This is a genomic window from Nannocystis sp. RBIL2, from assembly GCF_026626745.1.
GTDB lineage: Bacteria > Myxococcota_A > Polyangia > Nannocystales > Nannocystaceae > Nannocystis.
In genome coordinates this window covers 3,052,174-3,073,566 of record NZ_JAPNJW010000001.1, presented here as the reverse complement: position 1 = coordinate 3,073,566, position 21,393 = coordinate 3,052,174, and the positions used below count along the sequence as shown (strand labels likewise).

The 21,393-nt window shown below is 71.2% G+C and carries 17 protein-coding genes; 3 read left to right on the top strand and 14 right to left on the bottom strand.

Annotated elements, in window-relative coordinates; genetic code table 11:
- Nucleotides 1-177: 177 nt before the first annotated feature.
- Both OV090_RS12015 and OV090_RS12010 read left to right on the top strand, forming a co-directional pair.
- On the top strand, nucleotides 178-2,094 hold the full coding sequence (locus tag OV090_RS12015; protein ID WP_267703737.1) for a type VI secretion system tip protein VgrG: 1,917 nt from the start codon (nucleotides 178-180) through the stop codon (nucleotides 2,092-2,094).
- Nucleotides 2,095-2,107: 13 nt separating this feature from the next.
- Nucleotides 2,108-4,474 carry a hypothetical protein gene (locus OV090_RS12010; protein ID WP_267703736.1) on the top strand — a complete coding sequence of 789 codons (2,367 nt, stop codon included), beginning with the start codon at nucleotides 2,108-2,110 and terminating at the stop codon, nucleotides 4,472-4,474.
- 119 nt (nucleotides 4,475-4,593) lie between these two features.
- Here the strand turns inward: OV090_RS12010 and OV090_RS12005 are convergent, their stop codons facing one another.
- Nucleotides 4,594-4,755, bottom strand: coding sequence for a hypothetical protein (locus OV090_RS12005; RefSeq protein WP_267703735.1), 162 nt, complete (start codon nucleotides 4,753-4,755; stop codon nucleotides 4,594-4,596).
- Between the two features lie 693 nt (nucleotides 4,756-5,448).
- Between OV090_RS12005 and OV090_RS50640 the strand changes: the two genes are divergently transcribed.
- On the top strand, nucleotides 5,449-7,353 hold the full coding sequence (locus OV090_RS50640; protein ID WP_267703734.1) for an FG-GAP-like repeat-containing protein: 1,905 nt from the start codon (nucleotides 5,449-5,451) through the stop codon (nucleotides 7,351-7,353).
- A gap of 53 nt (nucleotides 7,354-7,406) precedes the next feature.
- Here OV090_RS50640 and OV090_RS11995 read toward each other — a convergent pair whose 3' ends face one another.
- From OV090_RS11995 to OV090_RS11935, 13 genes are all read right to left on the bottom strand, one after another.
- Nucleotides 7,407-8,078 (bottom strand): hypothetical protein, encoded by a 672-nt coding sequence (locus tag OV090_RS11995; protein WP_267703733.1) that lies wholly within the window; start codon nucleotides 8,076-8,078, stop codon nucleotides 7,407-7,409.
- Nucleotides 8,079-8,204: 126 nt separating this feature from the next.
- On the bottom strand, nucleotides 8,205-9,821 hold the full coding sequence (locus tag OV090_RS50635) for an adenylate/guanylate cyclase domain-containing protein (RefSeq protein WP_267703732.1): 1,617 nt from the start codon (nucleotides 9,819-9,821) through the stop codon (nucleotides 8,205-8,207).
- A complete protein-coding gene (locus OV090_RS11985; protein WP_267703731.1) occupies nucleotides 9,818-10,519 on the bottom strand; it encodes a geranylgeranylglyceryl/heptaprenylglyceryl phosphate synthase in 702 nt (233 codons plus the stop codon). The genes OV090_RS50635 and OV090_RS11985 overlap by 4 nt, the downstream gene beginning before the upstream one ends.
- Before the next feature lie 272 nt (nucleotides 10,520-10,791).
- Nucleotides 10,792-11,313 (bottom strand): SMI1/KNR4 family protein, encoded by a 522-nt coding sequence (locus OV090_RS11980; protein ID WP_267703730.1) that lies wholly within the window; start codon nucleotides 11,311-11,313, stop codon nucleotides 10,792-10,794.
- 150 nt (nucleotides 11,314-11,463) lie between these two features.
- Complete coding sequence (locus OV090_RS11975) at nucleotides 11,464-12,486, bottom strand: hypothetical protein (protein WP_267703729.1); 1,023 nt, start codon at nucleotides 12,484-12,486, stop codon at nucleotides 11,464-11,466.
- A gap of 638 nt (nucleotides 12,487-13,124) precedes the next feature.
- Nucleotides 13,125-13,664, bottom strand: a complete 540-nt coding sequence (locus OV090_RS11970; protein ID WP_267703728.1) for a hypothetical protein — start codon at nucleotides 13,662-13,664, stop codon at nucleotides 13,125-13,127.
- 354 nt (nucleotides 13,665-14,018) lie between these two features.
- Nucleotides 14,019-15,029: a hypothetical protein gene (locus OV090_RS11965; RefSeq protein WP_267703727.1), complete on the bottom strand. Its 1,011-nt coding sequence runs from the start codon at nucleotides 15,027-15,029 to the stop codon at nucleotides 14,019-14,021.
- 323 nt (nucleotides 15,030-15,352) lie between these two features.
- Complete coding sequence (locus OV090_RS11960; protein WP_267703726.1) at nucleotides 15,353-15,685, bottom strand: thioredoxin domain-containing protein; 333 nt, start codon at nucleotides 15,683-15,685, stop codon at nucleotides 15,353-15,355.
- Nucleotides 15,686-15,817: 132 nt separating this feature from the next.
- Nucleotides 15,818-18,478, bottom strand: a complete 2,661-nt coding sequence (locus OV090_RS11955; RefSeq protein WP_267703725.1) for a TonB family protein — start codon at nucleotides 18,476-18,478, stop codon at nucleotides 15,818-15,820.
- Nucleotides 18,479-18,506: 28 nt separating this feature from the next.
- Entirely contained in the window at nucleotides 18,507-19,295 is a 789-nt protein-coding gene (locus OV090_RS11950) for an energy transducer TonB (RefSeq protein WP_267703724.1), read from the bottom strand.
- Nucleotides 19,292-19,711 (bottom strand): biopolymer transporter ExbD, encoded by a 420-nt coding sequence (locus OV090_RS11945; RefSeq protein ID WP_267703723.1) that lies wholly within the window; start codon nucleotides 19,709-19,711, stop codon nucleotides 19,292-19,294. The genes OV090_RS11950 and OV090_RS11945 overlap by 4 nt, the downstream gene beginning before the upstream one ends.
- Nucleotides 19,712-19,715: 4 nt before the next feature.
- A complete protein-coding gene (locus OV090_RS11940) occupies nucleotides 19,716-20,441 on the bottom strand; it encodes a MotA/TolQ/ExbB proton channel family protein (RefSeq protein WP_267703722.1) in 726 nt (241 codons plus the stop codon).
- A 12-nt stretch (nucleotides 20,442-20,453) separates the two neighbouring features.
- Complete coding sequence (locus tag OV090_RS11935) at nucleotides 20,454-21,386, bottom strand: hypothetical protein (protein WP_267703721.1); 933 nt, start codon at nucleotides 21,384-21,386, stop codon at nucleotides 20,454-20,456.
- Between the last annotated feature and the right edge of the window lie 7 nt (nucleotides 21,387-21,393).

Sequence of the window (21,393 nt, the reverse complement as noted above, 5' to 3'; positions counted from 1 at the left end):
CGGGGCGCGATTGCGTGCCGAGCTCAGCGCGCGGGCGCGCGGGCCTGCGCGCAATCGTTCGTCCCGTGACTACTCATATTCGTGATCGACCGTTCACGTTCGCCCGCGCGCACGTTTGACCTCGCGTCCGCGGCGGGTGTAACCTCCGAATGCGGAGCGCTCCCGCTCGTCCTACGTATGACTGTCGACAATACAAGTCTCACCGTATTCGAGCTGAAGGTCGCGGGCACGCCGATGGGGGTGGTCCGATTCGCCGGGCGGGAGGCCATCTCGAGCCTGTTCGAGTTCCACGTCGAGGTCGCGGACCTGGACCTCGACCCCGAGACGCTGCTCGGGCAGCCGGCGCTGCTCGAGATCCGCGGCCTGGACGCGCCGCGGCTGGTCCACGGCATGGTGATCGAGGCCGAGTACGTCGGGCAGACGCGGAGCCACCAGCTCTACGAGCTCACCATCGCGCCGCAGGTCCACAAGCTGGCCCTGCGCGAGGGCTGCCGCGTGTTCCAGGACAAGACGACCGAGCAGATCGTGACCGACGTGCTGGTCGCGGCCGGCATCCCGCGCGACTTCTTCGCCTTCGATCTGTCCGCCCAATACGGGCCGCGGAACTACTGCGTGCAATACCGCGAGAGCGACCTCGCGTTCGTCAGCCGGCTGCTCGAAGAGGACGGGATCTTCTTCTACTTCAAGCACGAGGAGGAGCGGCACGTCCTGCTGATGGCCGACCGCCCGGAGGCGCACGTGCCGATCGAGGGCACGCCGACGCTCGACTGGAACCCGCCGATGGGCGCGATCCAGGACCGCGAGCACATCCTCGAGTTCCGGTTCGGCGGGCGCATGCGGCCCGGGAAGTTCTCGCTGCGCGACTACAACCTCCATCAGCCCGACCTCGGGCTCGAGGCGCAGGAGACGGGGCGGGCCAACGCCGACCTCGAGGTCTACGACTTCCCCGGCGAGTACCAGGAGCCGGGGCGCGGCGGCCCGCATCAGGGCCAATTCCTGGCCAAGACGCGGCTCGAGGAGCTGCAGTCGAACCGCAGGTTCGGCTCCGGCACGAGCGACTGCCCGCGGCTGTCCGCGGGGCGGACGCTGACCCTCGCGGGCCACCCGAAGCACGAGCTCAACGGCGAGTACCGCATCGTCCAGGTCGAGCACACCGGCACTCAGCCGCAGACCCTCGGCCAGGACGAGGCGGGCGTGAGCGAGTATCGCAACCGCTTCACGGTGACCGAGCTGCGGCTGCCGTTCCGCCCGGCGCGGCGGACCCCGCGGCCGGTGATGCGCGGCGTGCAGACCGCGACCGTCGTCGGCCCCGAGGGCGAGGAGGTGCACACCGACGCGGAGGGCCGCGTGCGCGTGCACTTCCACTGGGACCGCGAGGGCCTGCACAACGAGACGAGCACGACGTGGGTCCGCGTCAGCCAGGCGTGGGCCGGCAACGGCTGGGGCGCGATGTTCCTGCCGCGGATCGGCCACGAGGTGCTGGTCGACTTCATCGAGGGCGACCCCGACCGACCGATCGTGATCGGGCGCATCTACCACGGCGGCAACGACACGCCGTACCCGCTGCCGGCCGAGAAGACGAAGAGCACGATCAAGAGCGACAGCTCGCCCGGCGGCGGCGGCTTCAACGAGCTCCGCTTCGAGGACCGCAAGGGCTCCGAGGAGATCTTCCTGCACGCCCAGAAGGACTGGAACACGGAGATCCTCAACAACCTGACCGAGAACGTCGGCGTCGATTGCACGGAGACGATCGGCTCCAACCTCACCACGTCGGTCGGCTCCAACCGCACGACGACGATCGGCAACAACGACTCGTGCCTGGTCGGCGCGGTGCACTCGGTGACGATCGCCCAGGCGTCGACGCCCCCGCCGACCGTCCCGGCGACCGGCACGACGATGCAGGACACGTTCTACAAGGTCACCAGCGGGGCCGCGCGGATCGTCCTGAACGGGCCGGACGTGTTCATCATCGCCGAGGGCAGCGTCGCGGTGTCGGCGACCGCCAACATCACCCTGGCCGCGGGCGGCAACATCAGCGTCCTCGCCTCGGAGCAGCTTATCCTCAACGGTAAGCTGGTGAAGATCAACTGCTGAGCCGCGAGCGCCCGTGCCCGAAGCCTTCGCACCCGCCGTCGGCCAACGCTTCGCCGGCCGCTTCGAGCTCAGCGCGCTCCTCCGCGGCAGCGGCCCCGCGCGCGTGTTCACGGCCTCCGAAGGGTCCGCCAGGCCGCTCGTGCTGGTGCTGCTCGATCCGTCCGCGTGCACCCCGGGCGCGTGGGCCGAGCTGACACGGGTCGTCGCTGCGGCGACGGAGCGTGGGCTGCCCGGCGTCGTGCCGCTGCGCAACGTCCCCGCGGCGCCGCCCGATCCGCTGTTTTGCCTCGCCGATCCGCCGGTCGGCTGGAGCTTCGATCGCCTGCGCCAGGGCGGTCCGCCGGCGTGGCAGAAGCAGGCCGCGCCGCTGTGGGAGCGGGCGCTCCGCCTCGGCGAGCGGGCCGCGGCGATCCTCGGGGCCGCCCACGCGACGCTCGGGGTCCCGCATCGGGCCCTCGTCCCGCAGCGCCTCGTCCTCACCGAGGCTGACGAGCTGGTGATCCTCGACTTCGGCGTCGGCGAGCTCGAGCCGAGCGCCGGTCGGCCCGACGACTGCGGCTACCGTGCGCCCGAACAGGCCAAGGCTCGCGGCGATGTTCGCAGCGACGTCTTCTCGCTGGCGTCGGTGCTGTTCGAGCTGATCGCGGGCGAGCGCCCGTCGCCGCGGATGCCGACGCGGTTGCGGTCGCTGGTCCCGGGGGTGCCGCAAGCCGTCGACGATCTGTTCGCCGAGGCGCTGGCGGTCGAGCCCTGGCAGCGCTACGCGGACATGGGCGAGCTGCGGGAGGCGCTGCGCGACGCGCTCGGCCTCGGACCCGCGCCCGCGGTGTCTTTGTCGGCGCCCGTGGTTCGGGCGACGCCTGCGGCCGCCGAGGCTCCGACGAGCGAAGCGTCGGAGGCCGACCTCTCGCGCAGCGACCTGCCGGTGTTGCCCGGCTCGCCGAGCGCGCCTGCCCCCGTGATCGCGGGGCCGAGCCTCGGGCGCTCGAGCTTGGGGTCGCCAGTCGCAGCGCCGATGCCGTCGACACCGTCGCCAGGCCCGTCGATCGTGTCGGCTCCGCCGGGCGGGGTCGCAGCGCCCACGCCGGCGCGATCGATCGTGTCGACGCCGCCGGGCGGAGCGACGACGATGGAGCTGCCGTCGCGATCGATCGTGTCGACGCCGCCGAACGGAGCGACGACGATGGAGCTGCCGTCGCGGTCGATCGTGCCGACGTCGCCCGGCCCGGAGTCGACGATGGAGCTGCCCGCGCGATCGATCGTGTCGACGTCGCCGGGCCCGGAGTCGACGATGGAGCTGCCCGTGCGATCGATCGTGTCGACGCCGCCGGGCGGAGCGACGACGATGGAGCTGCCGTCGCCGGCGCGGACGATCGCGTCGGCCTCGCCGGAGGGAATCACACCGGGGCCGGCGTCGTCGGGCCCGGCGCGCTCCAGCGCATCTCCGACGCCGCCACGTGGGCCCGTCCTGCCGTCCCTGGAGCTGCCGGAGTCACCGAGCCCGGCGCGCCCCAGCGCGTCCCCGACGCCGCGCGGGCCCCTGTTGCCGCCGCTGGAGCTGTCGGGGTCGCCGAGCCCTGCGCGCTCGAACGCGACCACGCCGCGGCGCGGGTCGCTGTTGCCGCCGCTGGAACCGCTGGCCGTCACGCCGCCGCAGTCACGACCGGCTGCGAGCGTCGACTCGTCAGCGAGCGCCTCCGCGAGCAACAGGACGGAGATCGATTGGTCGCGGCCGCGCCCGGGGACGACGCCGTCGGACAGCGCTGGCTCGCTGAGGTACTCGAAGCTGGTGCAGCCGGACGCCGACAGGATCGACGTCCCCGAGGCCGAGTCGGACCCGGACCGCCCGCCGGCGGCGAGGACGGAGATGCTGCCGGAGTCGTTCGCGCAGGCGGCCGCGCAGGGGGCGAAGACGGAGGTCTGGCCGCAATCGTTCGCGCAGGCGGCGAAGACGGAGCTCGTCCCGCAATCGTTCGTGCAGGCGGCGAGGACGGAGCTCGTCCCGCAGCCGATGGCGCGCCTGCGATCCACGGGCGACGCACCGGCAGCGCGGACGGAGATCTTCGTGGCCAATCGGCCCGAGCGCACGGAGATCTTGATCGCCGACGGCGCGATACCGGCGGCTCGCTCCGATCGCACCGAGCTGCAGCCGCCCGGGCCGTCCGTCGTCGAACCGCCGCAACTGGGGCGCGCAGTCGCGGACCCGGGCGTGGCGGTGCCCCGCCCCGCGCAGCCGAGGTCGACGCCGAACTCCGCGCGTCAGCCGGCGGCTCGCGCCCCCGCGCCGGCGAAGGCGTCCGGCCCGCCGATCAAGCTGCTGCTCATCACCGTCAACGCGGTGCTGCTGGTGGTGATAGTGCTGGTCCTGGCGCTGCGCTGACGCCGGGGCAGGCCACGGTCGTGAATCGGCGGCGGGCCTTCGGAAGAACATTTATGATCATAGGTTCTTTCGGGCATGTACATAACAATTGAATGTCCTTAAAGGACATGTCTCTCAAGTCATATGCGTCGACTGCGGAACGACAGCACCTCGTACTGGGCGACCACGGCCTGTTGCTCGTGGACGACTGCGAGCAGGCGCTGCACGCGGGCGTCGACGTCGGCGAGGGCGGCGGCGCGAGACGTCAGCGCGGACTGGCTGGCCTCGGAGGTCGTGGGCATCGATGCCGAACCAGACGGCCCGCAAGGGTCTCGAAGGCGTGAGCGGCCGCGGAGGGCGAGAGGGTCAGGGCGGATGCGGGCAGCGTCATCGGGGAGTTCCAACTCGCCAGGGGCACGCCGACGGTGCCGGCGATCCACTCGTCTGGAGGCACGGCCATTCACGCGCGAGGAGGAGCCCGTCGCCGGCCCGGGCCGACGCGGCGACGCGGGACCGCGGCGAGTACGGTGAGCGCCGAGCCGCGCCGCGCGTGGCTCCGCCGATGCTTCCCCGCTCGGTCTTCGTGGCGCCTCATCCTCGAAACCCCGACGCTGCGCTCTGTCGAGCCATCTGAATGGCGCAATTGCAGCGCGTTCGTTTTGCTTGACTCGGATGCCCTGGAACTATAGATTCAGTCCCAAGCAGTTGTGACGACTCGGCGTTGCCGGGGGCGAGGTGTTTCAGCGCCGATGGTGCCCGAAACGCCTTTGCTGCGTCGATTGCTCGGACTGTGAATAAGAATAGCTTTGAAAAGGACTTGGATGATGCACCAGCAAAAATGGATTGTTCTTGCGATTTCGCTTTTCCCGAGCGCGTGCGACGACGTCGCCGCGGTCGAGCACGGCGCCACGGAGCCGGAGGTCGATCGGCCGGAACAGCCGCTCGCCGACGCGTCGCAGGAGGCGGGCGGCTTCGACGCCTATGCTCGGCGGTACGTGACCCGCGAGCCCGACGGGACCTGGGTCGTCGAGGGAGACATCGCGTTCGACGACGAGGAGGAGGTCCGGCGTTATTACGAGCAGCGATACGCCGTCGCCGACGAGCCGGGGTGCGAAGACGGCGAAGTGTGTCCACGCAGTACGGTCGGGCAGACCTCCACCGGCCGGGACCGGGTCTGGAACGCGCACGAGAAGCTCAGCCTCGCCTATTGCATCGGGGACATGGGCAACCAGACCAACCGAGATCGGGTCGAGGCCGCCCTGAACGAGGCCACGCGGGCGTGGGAGCTGACCGCGGACATCAACTTCATCTACGTCAGCGATCAGGACGGCATCGGCTGCGCCACCGGCGGCGTCTCCGACATCCGCTTCACCGTGTCTCGCGTCGGCACCTGTCCTGCGCTCCGGCTGGCCTTCGCAGACCTTCCGGGTACTGCTTCGGCGGCGCTCAACTACTGTGATCTCGGCCTGGGGCAGAGCGACGCCGGGCTGCTCAAAACCACCAAGCACGAGCTCGGGCACATTCTGGGTCTCCACCACGAGCACCTGCGCTTCGGTCAAGAAGCAGGGTCCAATTGTGCCGAGGACAACGGCATTCCGGTCCGCGGCGTGACCTTCGCGGATTCGGACTCCATCATGGGGTACGATTTCTGCGGCGGCATGAACAGCGGCAACGACGATCTCTCGCGGCTCGATTACGCCGGCATGTGGTACCTCTACAGCATGCCCAAGGGCCACGGCAAGCTCTTCGGCCAGCTCTACAATCAATACAACAATTTCCGCGGCTACGAGAGCGACGACGTGCTCTGGTACACGCCCGCCGACTATAGATTGTCCCTGTGGAGCACCAGCGAGAGCCCCGGCACCAGCAGCACGCCGATCGCGTTCACCAAGCCGGCGACCGGCACGACGTCGGTCGCCACCTCTGCGAGCTCGTGGTCGCGTCCTCTGCCGGTGCAGTGGTACAATAACGGCGACGCCAACCTGGCCCGCGAAGTGGTGATGTTCGCGCCCGGGAGCTTGACCGACGAGCTCATCGCCAACGACAACGACGGCACCTTCACCACCTCGGCCGCGACCATCAACGGGTGGAGCATCCCGCTGCTCGGCAATTTTCACCAGGGCACCTATACCGAGGTGCTCTGGTGGTCGCCGGGTAGCGGTAGCCTGCTCTGGCGCGCTAACGGCTCGATGGGCATCACGCAGACCACCGCCACGACCGATTACAACGGCGGGGCGTTCTCCGCCCTCGATTTCCATTCGAAGGCGCTCGTCGGCAACTTCGGGTTCCAGGGCGGCGGTGGCGCGGAGATCCTCTCGTTCGACACCGTCGGCGCCGGGTGGGTCACGCGCGGCACGGGTACGCACGGGTTCGAGACGAAATACGTGGACCTGTCGCCGCCGGTCGGCGCCGAGGCGTACCGCCACATCCCGCTGCTCGGCGACTTCGACGGCGACGGCTACGGCGACATCTTCTGGTACGGCCCCGGCAGCCTGACCGACCGGCTCAACCTGCTCGACGGCAGCCTTTGGGACGATCTCGAGAGCGGCGCGACGATCCTCAACCACCCGGTCAGCGGGTACTACAAGCCGTTCGTCGGCGACTTCAACGGGGACGGTCGAGCCGACATCTTCTGGTACCAGCCGGGCAGCGGCGGCGACTCGATCTGGCTGTTCAACTCGTCGGGCGGGTACACGTCGGTGGCGAGGACGGTCAACGGCGACTACTCCCCGATCCCCGGCGACTTCAACTACGACGGCTGCGACGACGTGTTGTGGTTCAACGCGGTGACGAACGGCGTGACGGTCTGGCGCTCGAACTGCGACGGCGGCTTCACCGAGCAGAGCCATCACAGCGCCCCGGACGACTCGTACCCGGTCGGCTACGGCATCGGCTACTGACGCCCGACGCCGCGGCTCGGCGCCCGATGGACATGTCCTTCAGGACATGTCCTTCAGCGGCGGAACGGCAGCGCCTTGTACTGGGCGACCACGGCCTGCTGCTCGTGGACGACTGCGAGCAGGCGCTGCCAGCGGACGTTGGCGTCGGCGAGGGCGGCCACGCGGTTCGACAGGGCGGCGTGGCTGGCCTCGACCGCCTCGAGCTGCATGGAAGTGCGAGCGCCGGCCAGCCAGGCCACCGCGGGGGCCATCATCAGCATGAAGCTCATCCACAGCGACAGGCGGAAGTAGCCGCCGACCCCGGGGACCGCGGCGGCGCAGATGAGGGCGAACACCAGCGCGCTGACGCCGAGCAGCAGGGCCACGGGGCCGGCGATCTGGACCAGGCGGAGGACGGTGGGCGGCGGGGGCGGGCTGTCGCGGCGGGCCGCCACCAGGCGCACCGAGACCTGGCGGGAAGGACATGTCTCCAGGGGCACCTGCTCGGCGTAGCACTGGGCGCTGACCACCGCGGAGAACTCCCCGCGCGACACCGACAGGCGCACCCCCTCGACCAGGCCGTTCAGCTCGGTGGCCTCGGTGCGGAAGCCCTCCGACGGCGGGAAATGGGTCTGGCACGCGTCTTCGACGGTGTCGGCGACGCTGCGCACGAGCTCGCCCGCCTGACGCACTGTCCATGCCGGGCGCCGCACCGCCCACTGGTAGTTCAGGTCGCTCGTCCCCATGACAGATCTTTGTACTCGCAGGCGAACGCCCCGTCCACCGCGGGCGCCGCGGACGCGAATGCAGCGGCGAACGGGACCGCGCGAGCAGGCGCGCCGGCGAACCGCGGCGACCCCGAACGTCCGCGATCAGGGCTGCAGGCCCAGCAGCGGGAACACCGCGGTGGGGCGCGATTTGCCCTTGAGGTGCACCGTCACCGGCGCGCCGACGCTGGCCGCGTCGCCGAGCAAGATCCGCGTGGCCTCGGAGATCAGGACGTCGGAGCCGACTTCCTTACACGCCGATTCGATGCGCGTCGCCGTGTTCACCGAGTCGCCGATGAGCGTGTAGTCGAGCCGCTGCGGCGCGCCGATGTTGCCGGCGATCGCCTCGCCGGTGTGGACGCCGACGCCGATCCGCAGCGGCTGGGTGCCCTCGGCCGCGAGCGCGTCGTTGAGCCGCGCGAGCCGGCGCTGCATGCCCAGGGCCGCGCGGGCCGCCGCGCGCGCGGACAGCTCGGGGGCGAGCCGGACCGGGGCGCCGAACACGACGAGGATCGCGTCGCCGATGAATTTGTCGATGAGGCCGCCGTGCTCCATGCACTCCTCGACCATCTCGGTGAAGTAGCGGTTCAAGATCCGCACCACCTGCTTCGGCGGCATGTGCTCGACCAGCGGGGTGAAGCCGCGGATGTCGGCCATCAGGATCGTCGCGGTGACGAGCTCGCCGCCGAGCTCGAGGCCGCCCTGGAGCACCACGTCGCGGACCTGGCGGGTGACGTAGCGGGTGAAGGCGTCCTTGATGAAGTCGCGCTCCTCGAGGCCGCCGAGCATGCCGTTGACCGCGGCGCTGAGCTGGCCGACCTCGTCGCCGCCGATCGGCAGGGCCCGCCGCGACAGCTGGTCCGGCGTCAGCGTGCCGACCAGGTCGGTCAGCTCGCGCAGCGGGTCGGTGGTGTGGCGCGTGACCAGCAGGCAGCCCGAGAGGCTGACGAGCAGGCCGATCGCGGTGACGACCAGGATGTGCAGCGCCAGCGCCGTCGGCTCGTGGGCGGCAACCGCCGCGCTCGCGCCGCGATAGGCCAGGGTGCCCGAGATCACCGCGCCCGCCAGCTGCACGCCGACGATCACGATCGCCATCTTCGCCCCGAGGCCGAGGCGGACGATCCCGGGGCCGGTCACCGGCAGCATCGGGCTGCGCGCGATCAATGCCCGGCGCAGTGGGCGGGTCGCGGCGTCGGTGTACAGCCAGGCGAAGATCGCGTCGAGCACCGCGGCGAGCAGCCCGCCGACGGCGATGTGGAGGCCGAGCCACCGGTCGCCGGTGATGGCGATCATGATCGCGGCCGCGCTCAGGCCGACGGCGACCGCGGACAGGCCGATGAAGATCGACAGGCGGGCCGGCCACGACAGCGCCTGGCGCCAGGCGTCGAGGTCGACGCTGTCGCTCGGGCGGCGCAGCCACGGCTCCAGGCGATCGACGAAGCGGCGGTGGCGGAGGTAGACGACTGCGATCGAGGTGACGACGAGGACGGCGAGGATGGCGAGGAATGGCGGCAGCGCGTCCGGCGGGAAGTCGGCGGCGAGGGTGATGTAATAGGCGCCGACGGCCGCGGCGGTCGAGCCGATGGCGATGGCGCCCGCGAACACGCGCAGCAGCTGGCCCGGCGGCGGCAGCGGCAGGTCGGGCCTGGCGACGGGGATCGGACGGGTGAGCAGGCGCAGGCGAGGGGAGGTGCCTGCGGGGTCGTGGGGGGGCTCGTTCACGCGGGCCTGAGCAGGGCGTCGTGGAATTCGCGGGCGAGGCGGAGCGGGTCGCCGGCGTCCTCGAAGATGTCGGAGGGCGTGACGACGGTGTCGGCGCCCATGCGCAGGGCCTCGCGGCCGCTCGCGGGGTCGAACTCGTCGGAGATGACGAGGTGGAGCCCGGGCACCTGCTTGATCGCGGCGATCAGGCTCGGGTCGATCGCCAGCGCCGGGTCCTCGTAGTCGAGCGCGAGGTAGCGGTAGCCGACCATCCGCGCGTAGCTGGCGTAGCCGAGGATGATCTTCGGCGACGGGACCAGGAAGGCGTCGAAGTACCAGCGCGCGGTGCTGTTGCCCATGATGAAATAGGCCAGCGGGATGAAGTTGAGGCCGCGACGCGCGACCTGCATCGCGGTGGCCACCGAGCCGGACCCGAACGGGCGCGCGTAGTGCGAGTTGGAGTTCATCACGTCCGGCAGCAGCACGACGTCCGCCGGCGCCAGCGAGTCGGGGCCCGCCGGGTAGAGCACGACCTGCAGCCGGGTGTGCTCCTTGAGCTTCAGCGTCAGCCCCGGCAGGTCGGCCGCGCCGGTGCCCCCCAGCAGGACCTGGCGATAGCCGATCCGCTCGAGCTCCTGATAAAAGGCGACGTCCGAGAAAGTGTCGGGGTCGAGCAGCGGGATGTAGCGCTCGAACACGAAATTGCGGTCCTGCTCCACGTCTGGGCCTCCGGTCTTCCGGCCCGCTGGGCCTTGCGGGCCCCAGGGTAACGCATCCGCGGTCGGCGCGGATGTGCGAAAACGAGCGGCCTCGAGGTGGGGGCGTGGGTTCCCTCGCGCCCCGCGCCCGCCGATCGTGACAGTGGGTCGGCAGCGGCGGACAGTAATATCGAGACCGTCGCGTTTGTGGAGAGTGCGCGCGGTGCCAACAATCCTCGCGCGAAAAAGTCGCGCGCGTCGATGCGCCGGGGGTCGCACGGTCCCGCGCGGCGTCACCGCGAGCGCATCAAGGCTTCGAAGCTGGGGAACAGGGTGATCCCAATCTCGTGGTCCCAGTTGCACACGCCCCAGGGGCCCTTGCCGGGGTGCAAGAAGATGTACTCGTTGCCGTCGCCCTCGCCGATGAGCAACGTCTCGCGTCCGAGGTCGACCCCCTGCAGCTCCGAGGCGTGGTGCTGCATGACCCAGTCCACGTTGGCCTCCGAAGCGTGCGACCGCTGGACCTCTTCGACCGGCAGGAGGCAGGCGAGGCCGTTCGGGAACATCAAGCAGCAGTACCAGCCGTTGGATGCCGCGAGGAACGCCCGGTAGTCTGCCGGCAGCGCGAGCCCCAGGCGCTCCTCCGCCGCGCGGAGGGCCTCCTCGGACGCCCCCGGGCGGCCGAGCCAGTGGTCCGCGATCACGCGCTCGTACACCTCCTGTTCCAGACAGAAGTCCGCCTCGTCTTGAGCCTCGTCGAGCAGGTCGTCGCTCAGTTTCTTCAAGAGCTTCTTCCAGTTCGTCGGCTTGGGCATGGGGCCCCATACCACGGGCGAGCCCGCGTGCTCAACGCTCGCCCGGCTCCGTCGCCGAGCCTGGCAGCCACTCGGCGGCCTCTGCCGCTGGCGGGCCTCGCCGGGAAACTATCGTGCATGTCTTTCAAAACATGTCCCGATCGCCATGTCTCAGTCGCACGTCATGCAGGGGCGCCAGACCTGCAGGCCGCCTTCGACCAGCACGACCGGCCCGGGGTCGCCGAACATGGAGGCCTCGGTGAACGAGTGGACGCGCAGCTCGAGCGGGTAGGGCAGGCTCAGCGGATCGTCGGCGCGGTCGTACCAGTGCCACACGCCGCTGTCGGTCAGCATGCTGAGGGACAGCTGGAGCCGACCGTCGCGCGGGTAGAACGGGCCGATCTCGAGCTGCAGCAGCGGCTCCGGCAGGCCGGTGTCGATCTCCCGCCAGCGCTCGCCGTCGTCGTCGCTGGCCCACACCACGCCGTCGACCCCGGCGATCACCGCGGTGTCACGTTGCCTGGGGTAGACGAGGAACTCGACTGCCACGAGGTCGACGGAGGTGCCGAGCGCGATCGGGGCCCAGGTGTCGGCGCGGTCGAGGCTGCGCAGCACGGTGCCGCCGTCGCCGGCGGCGAAGCCGAGGTCGCCGGCGAGCGCCACGGCCCGCAGGGTCCGGTCGGTGCCGGTCTCGCGCGGGGTCCAGAGGTCGAGGTTGGTGCGGGCGACGAGCAGCGCGCCGGCGTCGCCGACGGCCGCCGCGGTGGTGAAGGGGCAATCGATGTCGACGGCCCGGAGCGCGTCGCGGACCGGCGTGGCGGGCGTCGACCAGCGCTCGCCGTCGTCCTCGGACACGAGGATCGTGCCGCGATCGCCGACTGCGACGAGCGGACATTCGAAGCCGGCCGGCGAGATCGCGGCGTGCAGGTCGACGCTGGTGCCGCTGGGGCGCGGCGCGTAGCGGAGGCGGGGGAACCCTTCGACCTGCTCGGCCACGGCCAGCGCCCCGCCGGGCCCGACCGCGAGGTTGTGCGAGACGACCCGCAGCGGCGCGTCGTGGGCAGCGCCGTACCAGCGATCGCAGTCCTTGTCCCAGGGGCACCAGTGGCAGGCGACCAGGGAGGCGGCCAGCCCGGCAAAGGCCGCCCGTGCGGCTCGCTCCCACCCACTCGACGCGGCGCCGATCGTCATCATCGTCTTCTCTGAAAAGTATGCGCCCCCCCGGGTGGCCGAACAAGGGAGGTCGCCCGAGGGCGCGCGGAGGCCGGTTTTGCGGAGGGCGGGCCGGCACAGGTTCGCGCGGGCGAGCGTTCGCCGACTGGAGCGACCTCCTGTGCGCTGCCGCGGCGCGACGCCGCGATACACTGTCTTTTGGGACGGGTCGATGCGCGGTACGACGGGGCGCGGGCGTCCATACCCGAGGCAGTTGCCAGAGATGCCGACCGACACCAGGACGCCGCCGCCGAGCGCGGTCAGGAGGTCGTCTCGCACCGCGAGGCGGCCGACCTCGAATCGCGGGCGCGCGAGGGCGTTGAAGCCGACTGTCTGCCGTCGGTTCAGCACCTCGACGCCGAGATCGGCGCCGAGCCGAAGGCCGAACAGCGTCGATTGTTGTGCTCGGCGAATGGGCGGCGAGCGTCCGCAGATCGTCGTCGCGTTCGAACCATTGCCCACACGTCGTCGCCCGTCAGGACGCCGAGCGGGCGACGGCGGTGCGGCGACGAGAAGCAGCGATTGCGAGGTCGTGGTGAATGGGCAGTCGACGTCGACGGCCCGCAGCGCCGGATGGACCGGCGCCGCGAGCGTGGATGTTCGCGATGCCGGAGGGCGCGCTAGAAGTTGGCGCACACGCCGATGTGTTCGAGGCCGGGAGGGGCCTCCTCGGGGATGAACCAGGGTTCGCAGGTGTGATCCTCGGGGCAGTCGGGCGCCTCGAGGTCACACACCGGGACGCAGCACCCGATCTCCTCCGGATCGCACTCGGGGGAGACGGCGGGAACCATGCAGAAGAAGCTCGGCGCGCACGCGTCGGAGTAATCGCAGGGGGCGAACGCCCTCCCCTCGTCGGGGTGGACGTCGGGGATGCACTCGAATTCGTCGAAAGAGAAGAAGGCGATGACGCACATTTCGCCGGTCGGGCAATTCTGGGCCAGGGGGTCGCAGTTCGCGAGCGCCGCCGGGCGGGTCTGGTCGGTCAGGAGCACCGGGCCGGCGACTTCGGCGTAGCCCCGGACGGCCTCTGCCGAAGCGTCGCTGTTCAGCGCGCTGATCGTGCGGCTCTCCGTGTCGGCGGACGGCTCGGAGCAGGCGGTGACGAGGAGAAGGGCCGTGAGGGCGGAGGAGAATCGTGAATGCGTGGGGTGTTTTTTCATGGGAAAGCCTGTTTGGGCAACCTCGTGGGGAAGGTCCTCGTCCCGGGTCGATCAATTGCAGGTCGACGTCGATTCGTGGATCGGCGGCGATCGGGCGCGATCGGAGGAACCCTGGGCGGTCTTCGGGGTCAGGGGTATGCAGCCGTGCTCGTCGCGGTATCGCTCGACGTGCGCGGAGCGACGCGCGTGCGCAAAAATACAGGATGCGTGGATCGCCGTCGGCCCCGCCGTCGCGGCGAGCGATTCATGACATCGGCCGAAGGCTGATTGGGGCGATTCGACGCGGAACGACGGCTCGACCGCGTCGTCGCGGCGACCGATCGATCGCATCGCCGCGAGAGGGCGCAGCGGGGGCTACTCGACGCGGATAGGCAGCTCGCGCCAGTCGGCGCCGCCGCGGTCGTCGCGGACGACGATCCACAAGGTGTAATCGCCGGGCGCGTCGGGGGCGGTCCAGGTGTTGTCGCTGAAGGCCTCGCGCTCGTCCGGCGCGCGACCGGTGCGGGCGGCGGTGTAGCGGCCGCCGGTGGCGTACCAGGCGACGCGGATCGCCTCGCGCTCGGTGACGAGCTCCAGGGCGGTCGGGTCGAAGCGCAGGTAGGTCTCGGCGCCGCCGCAGCCGATCGGGCCGCCGCAGTCGCCGGGGCAGGTGTCGGCGGCCTCGTCGAGGGTGCACAGGGCGTCGCCGCAACTTGGTTCTTCGGGACATGTCTCCCAGACCAGGCGCAGCGGCAGCTCGCCGCCGGGGGCGACTGTCGCTGCGACGCCGGGCGCGATCGTGTCGCCGTCGCGCTCGAGGGCGACCACCGCGGGCGCGCGGTTGGGGCGGGCGCGGGTGCGGTACTCGGCGGATTGCTGCTGGTCGGCGCCGGCCAGGCCGCAGGTGATCCGCAGCTGGAACAGGGTCAGGTCGGTGTCGTCCTCGCCGGCGAAGATCCGCAGCGGCTGGTAGTAGCCGCCGGTGATGTCTGGATCGACGGGGCGCCCCGCCGGCTGATCGGCGGTCGCGGGCGGCGGCTCGGGCCCGAACAGGCGGCAGCCGTCGGCGGGCGCGGGGGCGTCGACTGCGAGGCCTGTCCCGAGAGACAGCAGGGCGCCGCCGTCGCGCCCGAGGCAGGCGCGGCTGACCGGCCCGAGCTCGGCGAGCGGGCGGCGGGCGGCGCAGAAGGCCCACTCGAGCGGGCCGTCGACGAGGGTGCCGCCGGCGTCGACGTAGAGGGCAGACAGCGCGACCGGCTCGCCGGGCACGACCTCGGCCGGCTCGGCGCGGACGGCCAGGACGCGCGGGGCGTCGACGCGGGCGAGGTCGACGTCGAGGTCGGGGACGCAGGCGAGCAGCGGGGCGAAGGCGAGGAGGTGGCGCATGGGACCTGTCCTCAGGGGCAGCAAGAAGAGTGCGAGGCCGGGCGGGGCGGGAGGTCGCGGACGGGAGCGGGGAGGGCGATGAGATGGCGCATGGGACATGTCCTCAGGGGCAGAATGGGGCGCGTGGGGCCGCGGACGGGAGCGGGCGGGGCGAGGAGATGGCGCATGGGACATGTTCTCACGGTCATGTCGAGGGCCGGGGACCGCGTTCGGGGCGCCGCGAGGTCGTTGCCACGATATGCCTCTCGAGACATGTTGTGACCGCAGGTGTCATGCGGCTTGAGGCGGGAGCAATCCACTACCTTACAGCGCCGCCGTCCTGGCTATGCCAAGCACAGCATACTGAGCAGGACTTCCTGGCTCGTGAGACCCGGCTCAATGCTCACCTTGCTCCCGCCTCTGAACGCGATGGAGGTCGGGACGGATTTGACTCCGTTCCTCTGAGTGGTCTCGGGGGCACCGTCGATGTCCAGGGTGCCCACCTTGACCTTGCCCTGGTAGTCGTCCGCGATCTTCTCGACGATCGGCAAGAGCTCGCGACAGCGCTCAGCCCAGGTCGCCGTGAAGACCACCAACACAGGCACGAACCAGGAGGCCTGGACGACCTCCTGCTCGAAATTCTGCTCCGTGAACGTGAGTACATTCGAGCTCGACATCTCTTTGTCCTGAACCTTCGAGTGAGAAAGGTATCCGTTGCGAGCGTGGCGGGCAAGCGAGCCTTCCACTCGAAGTGGCAGTCGCATGCCCGCAACCGGGCTCGACGCGCGTGAAACTTGCCGTGACACTCCTTAGAACTCCCACTGCAGGCCGAAGGCCGGCAGGACGGGGAAGCCGCGGATGTAGTCGCGGGCGGCGAAGTCGGGCGAGTAGGCGATCTCCTCGGCGTTCTTGCGGTTCCAGGCGTTGAGCACTTCCAAAAAGATGTCGAGGTGGGTCTTGGCGATGTCGAAGCGTTTGCCGATCCTCAGGTCGAGCTGGACGAAGGCGGGGATCCGCGTCGAATTGTGGGCGCCGAAGACCGGCTGGAAGCGGTCGAAGGTCGAATCGTGATAGGCGCCGACCACGGGGGTGCGCGGGAAGCCGGTGGCGTAGCGGAACCGGCCGCTGACCTCGAAGCCGCGCGGCAGGGCGTAGGCGAGCACCGCGGTGAGGATGTGGGTCTGGTCGTAGTCGGACACGCGCACGGGCGCGTCGGGGCCGTTCTGCCGCTCCGAGCGCATGATGGTGTAGGCGACCCAGCCGAACAGGCCCTTGAACATCTCCTGGCGCAGCAGGAGCTGCGCGCCGTAGGAGCGGCCGCTGCCGATCGGCGCCAGCGCCTGGGCGGGCAGCGGCGAGTCGACCGGGCTGCGCATCGCCAGGCGATTGCTGCGGGTGAAGAAGGCGGTGACGTCGAGCGAGAGGGTCTTGGTGAACTTGACCGCGGCGCCCACGACGGTGTGCAGCGCGCGTGAGGTCGGCAGGCGCGGGTTGCCGAACACCGCCGAGAGGTCCTCTGCGGCGGGCATCTGGCGATAGAGGCCGGCGGCGCCGCGCAGCTGGACGCGCCAGTGCGGCTCGCCGACGATGGCGAAGCGCGGCTCGACCGCGAAGTCCTGCTCGAACAGACCGACGGCCGGGGCGCCGCGGGTCGGCGGGTTGCGGCGGCTGACGCTACGCGCATATGGGTCGATGCGCAGGCCGGGGAGCACGCGCAGCTTGCCTGACCAAAAGGACAGCTCAGCCTGGGCGTAGGGCGCGAGGCCGATGGAGGTGGTCTGCCAGTCGTCGCCGCCGATCTGGTCGGGCGGGGGCTGGCCGAACACGCGGATGTCGCCCTCGCGCGCGGGCAGGCCGAGCGAGCCGCGGCGCGCCAGCGCGGTGATGTTGACCTCGGCGTCGAGGCCGACGTCGAAGTGCAACCAGCGGGCGGCGCGGATCCGCCGATTCGCCCGCACGCCGACCAGCCAGCTGCTGGAGGCGAGAGAGGTGGCGACGTCGCCGTAACTGCTGACCTGGCGGGCGCGGGTGTAGCCGACGAAGGGGGTGACCGTGAGGCTGCCGCCGTCGTCGTAGTCGCGGGTCCAGCGGGCGTAGACGCGGCCGAAGTCGAGGCTGCGCTGGTCGAGGACCGCGAGGGCAGGATCGGCGCTGGGGATCCCGCGCGAGAACCGGTCGCCGCTGGCGAGGCCGACGATCTCGATGCGGTCGCGCGAGGTCGGTTTGATGGAGAGGCGCAGCTGGCCGTCGCCGTAGCGAGGGATCGGCAAGAAGGCGCGGGCGGAGGGGTCGAGCAGGCGATCGGCCCAGAGCTTCAGATAGGAGACGCGAGCGGCGATGGCGAGGCGGACGCGCTGGCGCTTGTCGAGGGCGACCGAGACGACCGCGGAGGCGTCGAGGGTGTCGGCGGCGAGGCGGCCGCGCACGCGCTTGCCGTCGGGCGTGCGCGTGCCGACCGAGACCATGCCGCCGAGGCCGCGGCCGAACGCTGCGCCGTAACCTCCGGGCACCAGCTCGATGCTGTCGACCAGCATCGGATGGATCACGGAGCGCAGGCCGCCCTCGTGGTAGAGGCGCGGGATCGGCACGCCGTCGACGTAGACGCGGGTGTCCTGCGGCGCGGCGCCCCAGACGATCAGCTGGCCCGAGCCTGCGGCGCTGCGGGCCACGCCGGGCAAGCTCTCGACCACGCGCAGGACGTCGCCGGAGGTGCCAGGGACCTTGCCGGCCTCCTCGGCGCGCACGGCCGTCGACACCACCTCGCGCCGCAGCGGCGGGGCGACGACGACGATCTCGAGATCGTCGCCGCTCGGCGCCTCGGGCTCGGGGTCGACGAGAGAGACCTCGTAGGCGAGGTCGTGCTCCTTGCCCGACTCGAGCTCCTCGGTGACCTCGAGCGCGGGCAGGCGCTCGCCGGCGAGGGTGACCGTGGCTGTCCCCGGGGGCAGGTCGGTGAACTGGAACCGACCGGCGGCGTCGGTGACCGCGACCGCGGGCGCGGCCAGGCCGGGGGCGGTGACAGTGACAGTGACGCCCTGCACCGGCGCCCCGGTGCCGCGGCGCTTGATGACGCCGTGAAAGGCGGCGGTGGTCGGGGCGGCCGGCGCGAGCTCGAACTCGTAGCGGTAGGCGATCCTGATCGCAGAGGGCTTGCCGTCGACCTCGGCCGGGCTGAACCTGAACTTGAGGGCAGCCGCGACCGCGGCGGCGTCGAAGGCCGGGCCGGCCGACTCGGTGACCTCGGCCGACTTGACCGCGCCGGTGTCGTCGATGTGGAGGCGCAGGACCACCGCGGCCTGGCGCCCGGCGGCGCGCTCGCTCTCGGGGTAGTCGGCCGGCACGAACTCGACCATCTCGGGCGCGCGGGTCAGCTGCGGCGCCGGCGGGGCGTACACGTGGGCGGCGGCGCCGGCCGGGGCGAGGGCGATCAGCGCCGCGAGGAGCGCGGAATTGGCTGTCTTCAAGGACATGTGCGAACGAGCAGCCATGATCCTGCGGTCACAGCGTGAACTTGATCGAGATGGTGAGCGTGGTCGCGACCGGCTTGCCGCAGCGGGTCGCGGGCTCGAACCGGGCCGCCCTGGCGGCGACCTTGGCGGCGTCGTCGAGGTCGGGGTGGAGCGAGGCGAGCACGGTGACGGCACCGACGCTGCCGTCGGCCTTGACCTCGAGCTGCACGCGGACCTTGCCCTCGATCCCGGCCGCCCGCGCGGCCTCGGTGTACTGCGGCTGCGGCAGCTCGAGCGGCTTGGGCTTGACCTCGGGCTCGGCGCAATCGTCGGCGGCGGCCTTCTTCGGCTTGGGGTCGAGCGAGCGAGTCTTGGTCTCGACCTTCTCGCGCTTGCCGCCGCCGGGGCCGCCGGGGCCGCCAGCGCTGCCCGGCGGGACGGGCAGGCCGCCGGGGCCGCTGCTGTTGCCCATCTGGCCGCCGAAGTCGGGCACCTCGGGGGCGGCCGGCGGGGCCGGGGCCGCGGGCTCGGGCGCGGGCTTGGGCTCGGCCTTCCTGGCCTTCGGGGCAGGTGGTGCGGGCGGCGGCGGGACCTCGGGCGCGGGCTCGGGCGGGGCCTCTGCGGCCGGCTCGGGCGGCGGCGGCTCGGGCTCGGGCTCGGGCGGCTTGGGCGGCTCGGGCGGCGGCTCGGGCGGGACCTCGGTGACCTTGATGACGATCGGCGGCGGAGGCGGCGGCTCGGGCCTGTCGACGCTGCGCACGCCCAGCCACAGCGCGCCGTGAAACAGCGCGCTGACGACGTAGACGGTGCGGGCCGACAGCCGCCGCCGGTCGCTCATAGCTTCTTGCGCTCCACGTTGACTGCGAAGCTGGTGATGCCCTCGACGCGCGCGAGGTCGAGGACGTGGACGACCGCGCCGTGGTCGGCCCGCTCGTCGGCGCTGACGACCAGGGTCATGGCCTTGTCGGAGGCGTAGAGTCCGCGCAGGCCGGCGATCAGCGCCGCCTCGTCGACCGGCTGCTTGTTGAGGTAGAGCGCGTGCGCGTCGGTGATGGTGACCGCGGCGACCGTGGCGGTCTTGCCGTCGCTGGTGGCGGTCTTGGGCAGCTCGACCTTGAGCGTCTGCGACACGATGTAGGTCGCGGAGACCATCATGATGACGAGCAGCACCAGCATCACGTCGACCAGCGGCGTGACGTTGATGGCGGCGATCGGCGCGCGGCGGCGGCCGCCGGTGTCTGTCGTTCCGGCCATGTCCCTAAGTTCCTCCGCTGCGGATCGGCTCCAGCGCGCGCCGGGCCGCGCGATCGGGCAGACGCGCCAGGTTGTCGGGGTCTTGGGCCTCGGCCTCGGCGCGGGCCTCGGCCAGCTTGAGCCAGGCCGACAGCAGGCGCGCCAGCGCCAGCACGCTGTTCTCGAGCTCGCCGGCCTTCTTCTGGGCGACGTTGAAGCCGATGACCGCAGGGATGGCGACGAAGATGCCGACGGCGGTGGCGACCAGCGCCTCCGAGATGCCGCTCATGACGTTGCCCATGGCGGCCTGGTCGCCGGTGCCGAGGTAGGAGAAGGCCTCGATGATGCCGAGCACGGTGCCGAACAGGCCGACGAACGGGGCGTTGTTGCCGATCGTGCCGAGCAGGACGGTGCCGCGATCGAGGCCGGCGCGTTCGGAGGCGAGGCCGCTCTCGACTGCGTCGAGGAAGGCCGCGGAGCCGCCGTCCTTGAACAGCATGGCCTGGCGCAGGACCTCGGCCTCGACCGTCTTGCTGTTCGCGAGGGCAGCGTCGATGCGCGCCTCGTCGCGGGCGGCGATGGCGGCGAGCAGGTCCTGGCGCAGCTTCTCGCCGCCGGCGCGGTTCTTGCGGAAGAACAGCCAGCGCTCGACCATCGCCGCGATCGACAGCACCGACAGCGCGAACAGCAAGTAGAGCACCCAGGTCGCGCCGAGCAGGGCGATCTTGATCAGTTCATCGACGACGTTCATAAGGCACGGTCCTCACGGTTGCTTGCTGGCCATCACGTAGAGCGGGGTCTGGCCGCCGCCCGTGGCCTGGAGGTCGACGAGCGCGCCGCCGGTGCGCGCGTCCTCGACGAGGGCGAAGGTGCCGTCGTCGCGCTCGACGCGGCGGTACACCGCGGCCGAGAACAAAGTCCCGGGCGCGCCGCAGGCGTCGAACAGATCGGCGTAAATCAAATAAGTGCCGCGCGCCGGCGGCTCCTGGAACACCACCGATTCGCTGTTGCGGCCGTCGATCGCGCAGCCGGCGTTGCTGTCGCGCACGAGCCGGCCGGTGGACGGATCCTTGACGACGCCGGAGGGCACCTCGGTCTCGACCTTCTCGCCCGAGGTCGGGGTGGCGTGGGCGATCTTCTTGCCGCCCGGGGTCTCGACCACGAGGTCGAGGTCGACGTCCTGGTCCCACTCGAGAGTGATCACCAGCGCGGGCGGCGGGATGGCGGCGTCGCAGGCGTTGAGGTTGTCGGGCAGGCCGTCGTCGCGGACGCACACCTCGAGCTCGAAGGCGGGGCCGCGCCGGCCGGCCTCGTCGATCGCCGCGAGGAGCAGCGTGTGCACGCCGGGCGGGGCGCCGCCGCCGATGTCGTGGCGGAGCTGGAAGTCGCGCTCGCCGGGGAACATCGGGTTTTTGTCCTGGACCGGGCGCACCCACCAGCCGCTGCCGAGGCCGTCGAAGCGGACCGCGATCGCGTGGGCGTCCTCGGTGGTGCGGCCGGACAGCAGGCGACCCTTCTGGCCGACGGTGAGGATGCCGGACGAGGTGTCGAGCGAGGTGACCTTCGGGCCAGCTTCGGCGAGCGGCGGCTCGTCGTCGAGCAGCTCGCCGTCGGGCACGCGGATCGGCTCGAACAGCCCGATCTGCTGCTCCACCTCGCCGGTGCAGGCGGCGATGAGAGCAAATGCGAGCAGCACGGCGCGC

Coding starts and splice junctions, on each gene's coding strand:
- OV090_RS12015 (WP_267703737.1), top strand. CDS start 178: ATGACTGTCGACAATACAAGTCTCACCGTATTCGAGCTGAAGGTCGCG.
- OV090_RS12005 (WP_267703735.1), bottom strand. CDS start 4,755: ATGCCCACGACCTCCGAGGCCAGCCAGTCCGCGCTGACGTCTCGCGCC.
- OV090_RS11995 (WP_267703733.1), bottom strand. CDS start 8,078: ATGGGGACGAGCGACCTGAACTACCAGTGGGCGGTGCGGCGCCCGGCA.
- OV090_RS11980 (WP_267703730.1), bottom strand. CDS start 11,313: ATGCCCAAGCCGACGAACTGGAAGAAGCTCTTGAAGAAACTGAGCGAC.
- OV090_RS11975 (WP_267703729.1), bottom strand. CDS start 12,486: ATGATGACGATCGGCGCCGCGTCGAGTGGGTGGGAGCGAGCCGCACGG.
- OV090_RS11970 (WP_267703728.1), bottom strand. CDS start 13,664: ATGAAAAAACACCCCACGCATTCACGATTCTCCTCCGCCCTCACGGCC.
- OV090_RS11965 (WP_267703727.1), bottom strand. CDS start 15,029: ATGCGCCACCTCCTCGCCTTCGCCCCGCTGCTCGCCTGCGTCCCCGAC.
- OV090_RS11960 (WP_267703726.1), bottom strand. CDS start 15,685: ATGTCGAGCTCGAATGTACTCACGTTCACGGAGCAGAATTTCGAGCAG.
- OV090_RS11955 (WP_267703725.1), bottom strand. CDS start 18,478: ATGTCCTTGAAGACAGCCAATTCCGCGCTCCTCGCGGCGCTGATCGCC.
- OV090_RS11950 (WP_267703724.1), bottom strand. CDS start 19,295: ATGAGCGACCGGCGGCGGCTGTCGGCCCGCACCGTCTACGTCGTCAGC.
- OV090_RS11945 (WP_267703723.1), bottom strand. CDS start 19,711: ATGGCCGGAACGACAGACACCGGCGGCCGCCGCCGCGCGCCGATCGCC.
- OV090_RS11940 (WP_267703722.1), bottom strand. CDS start 20,441: ATGAACGTCGTCGATGAACTGATCAAGATCGCCCTGCTCGGCGCGACC.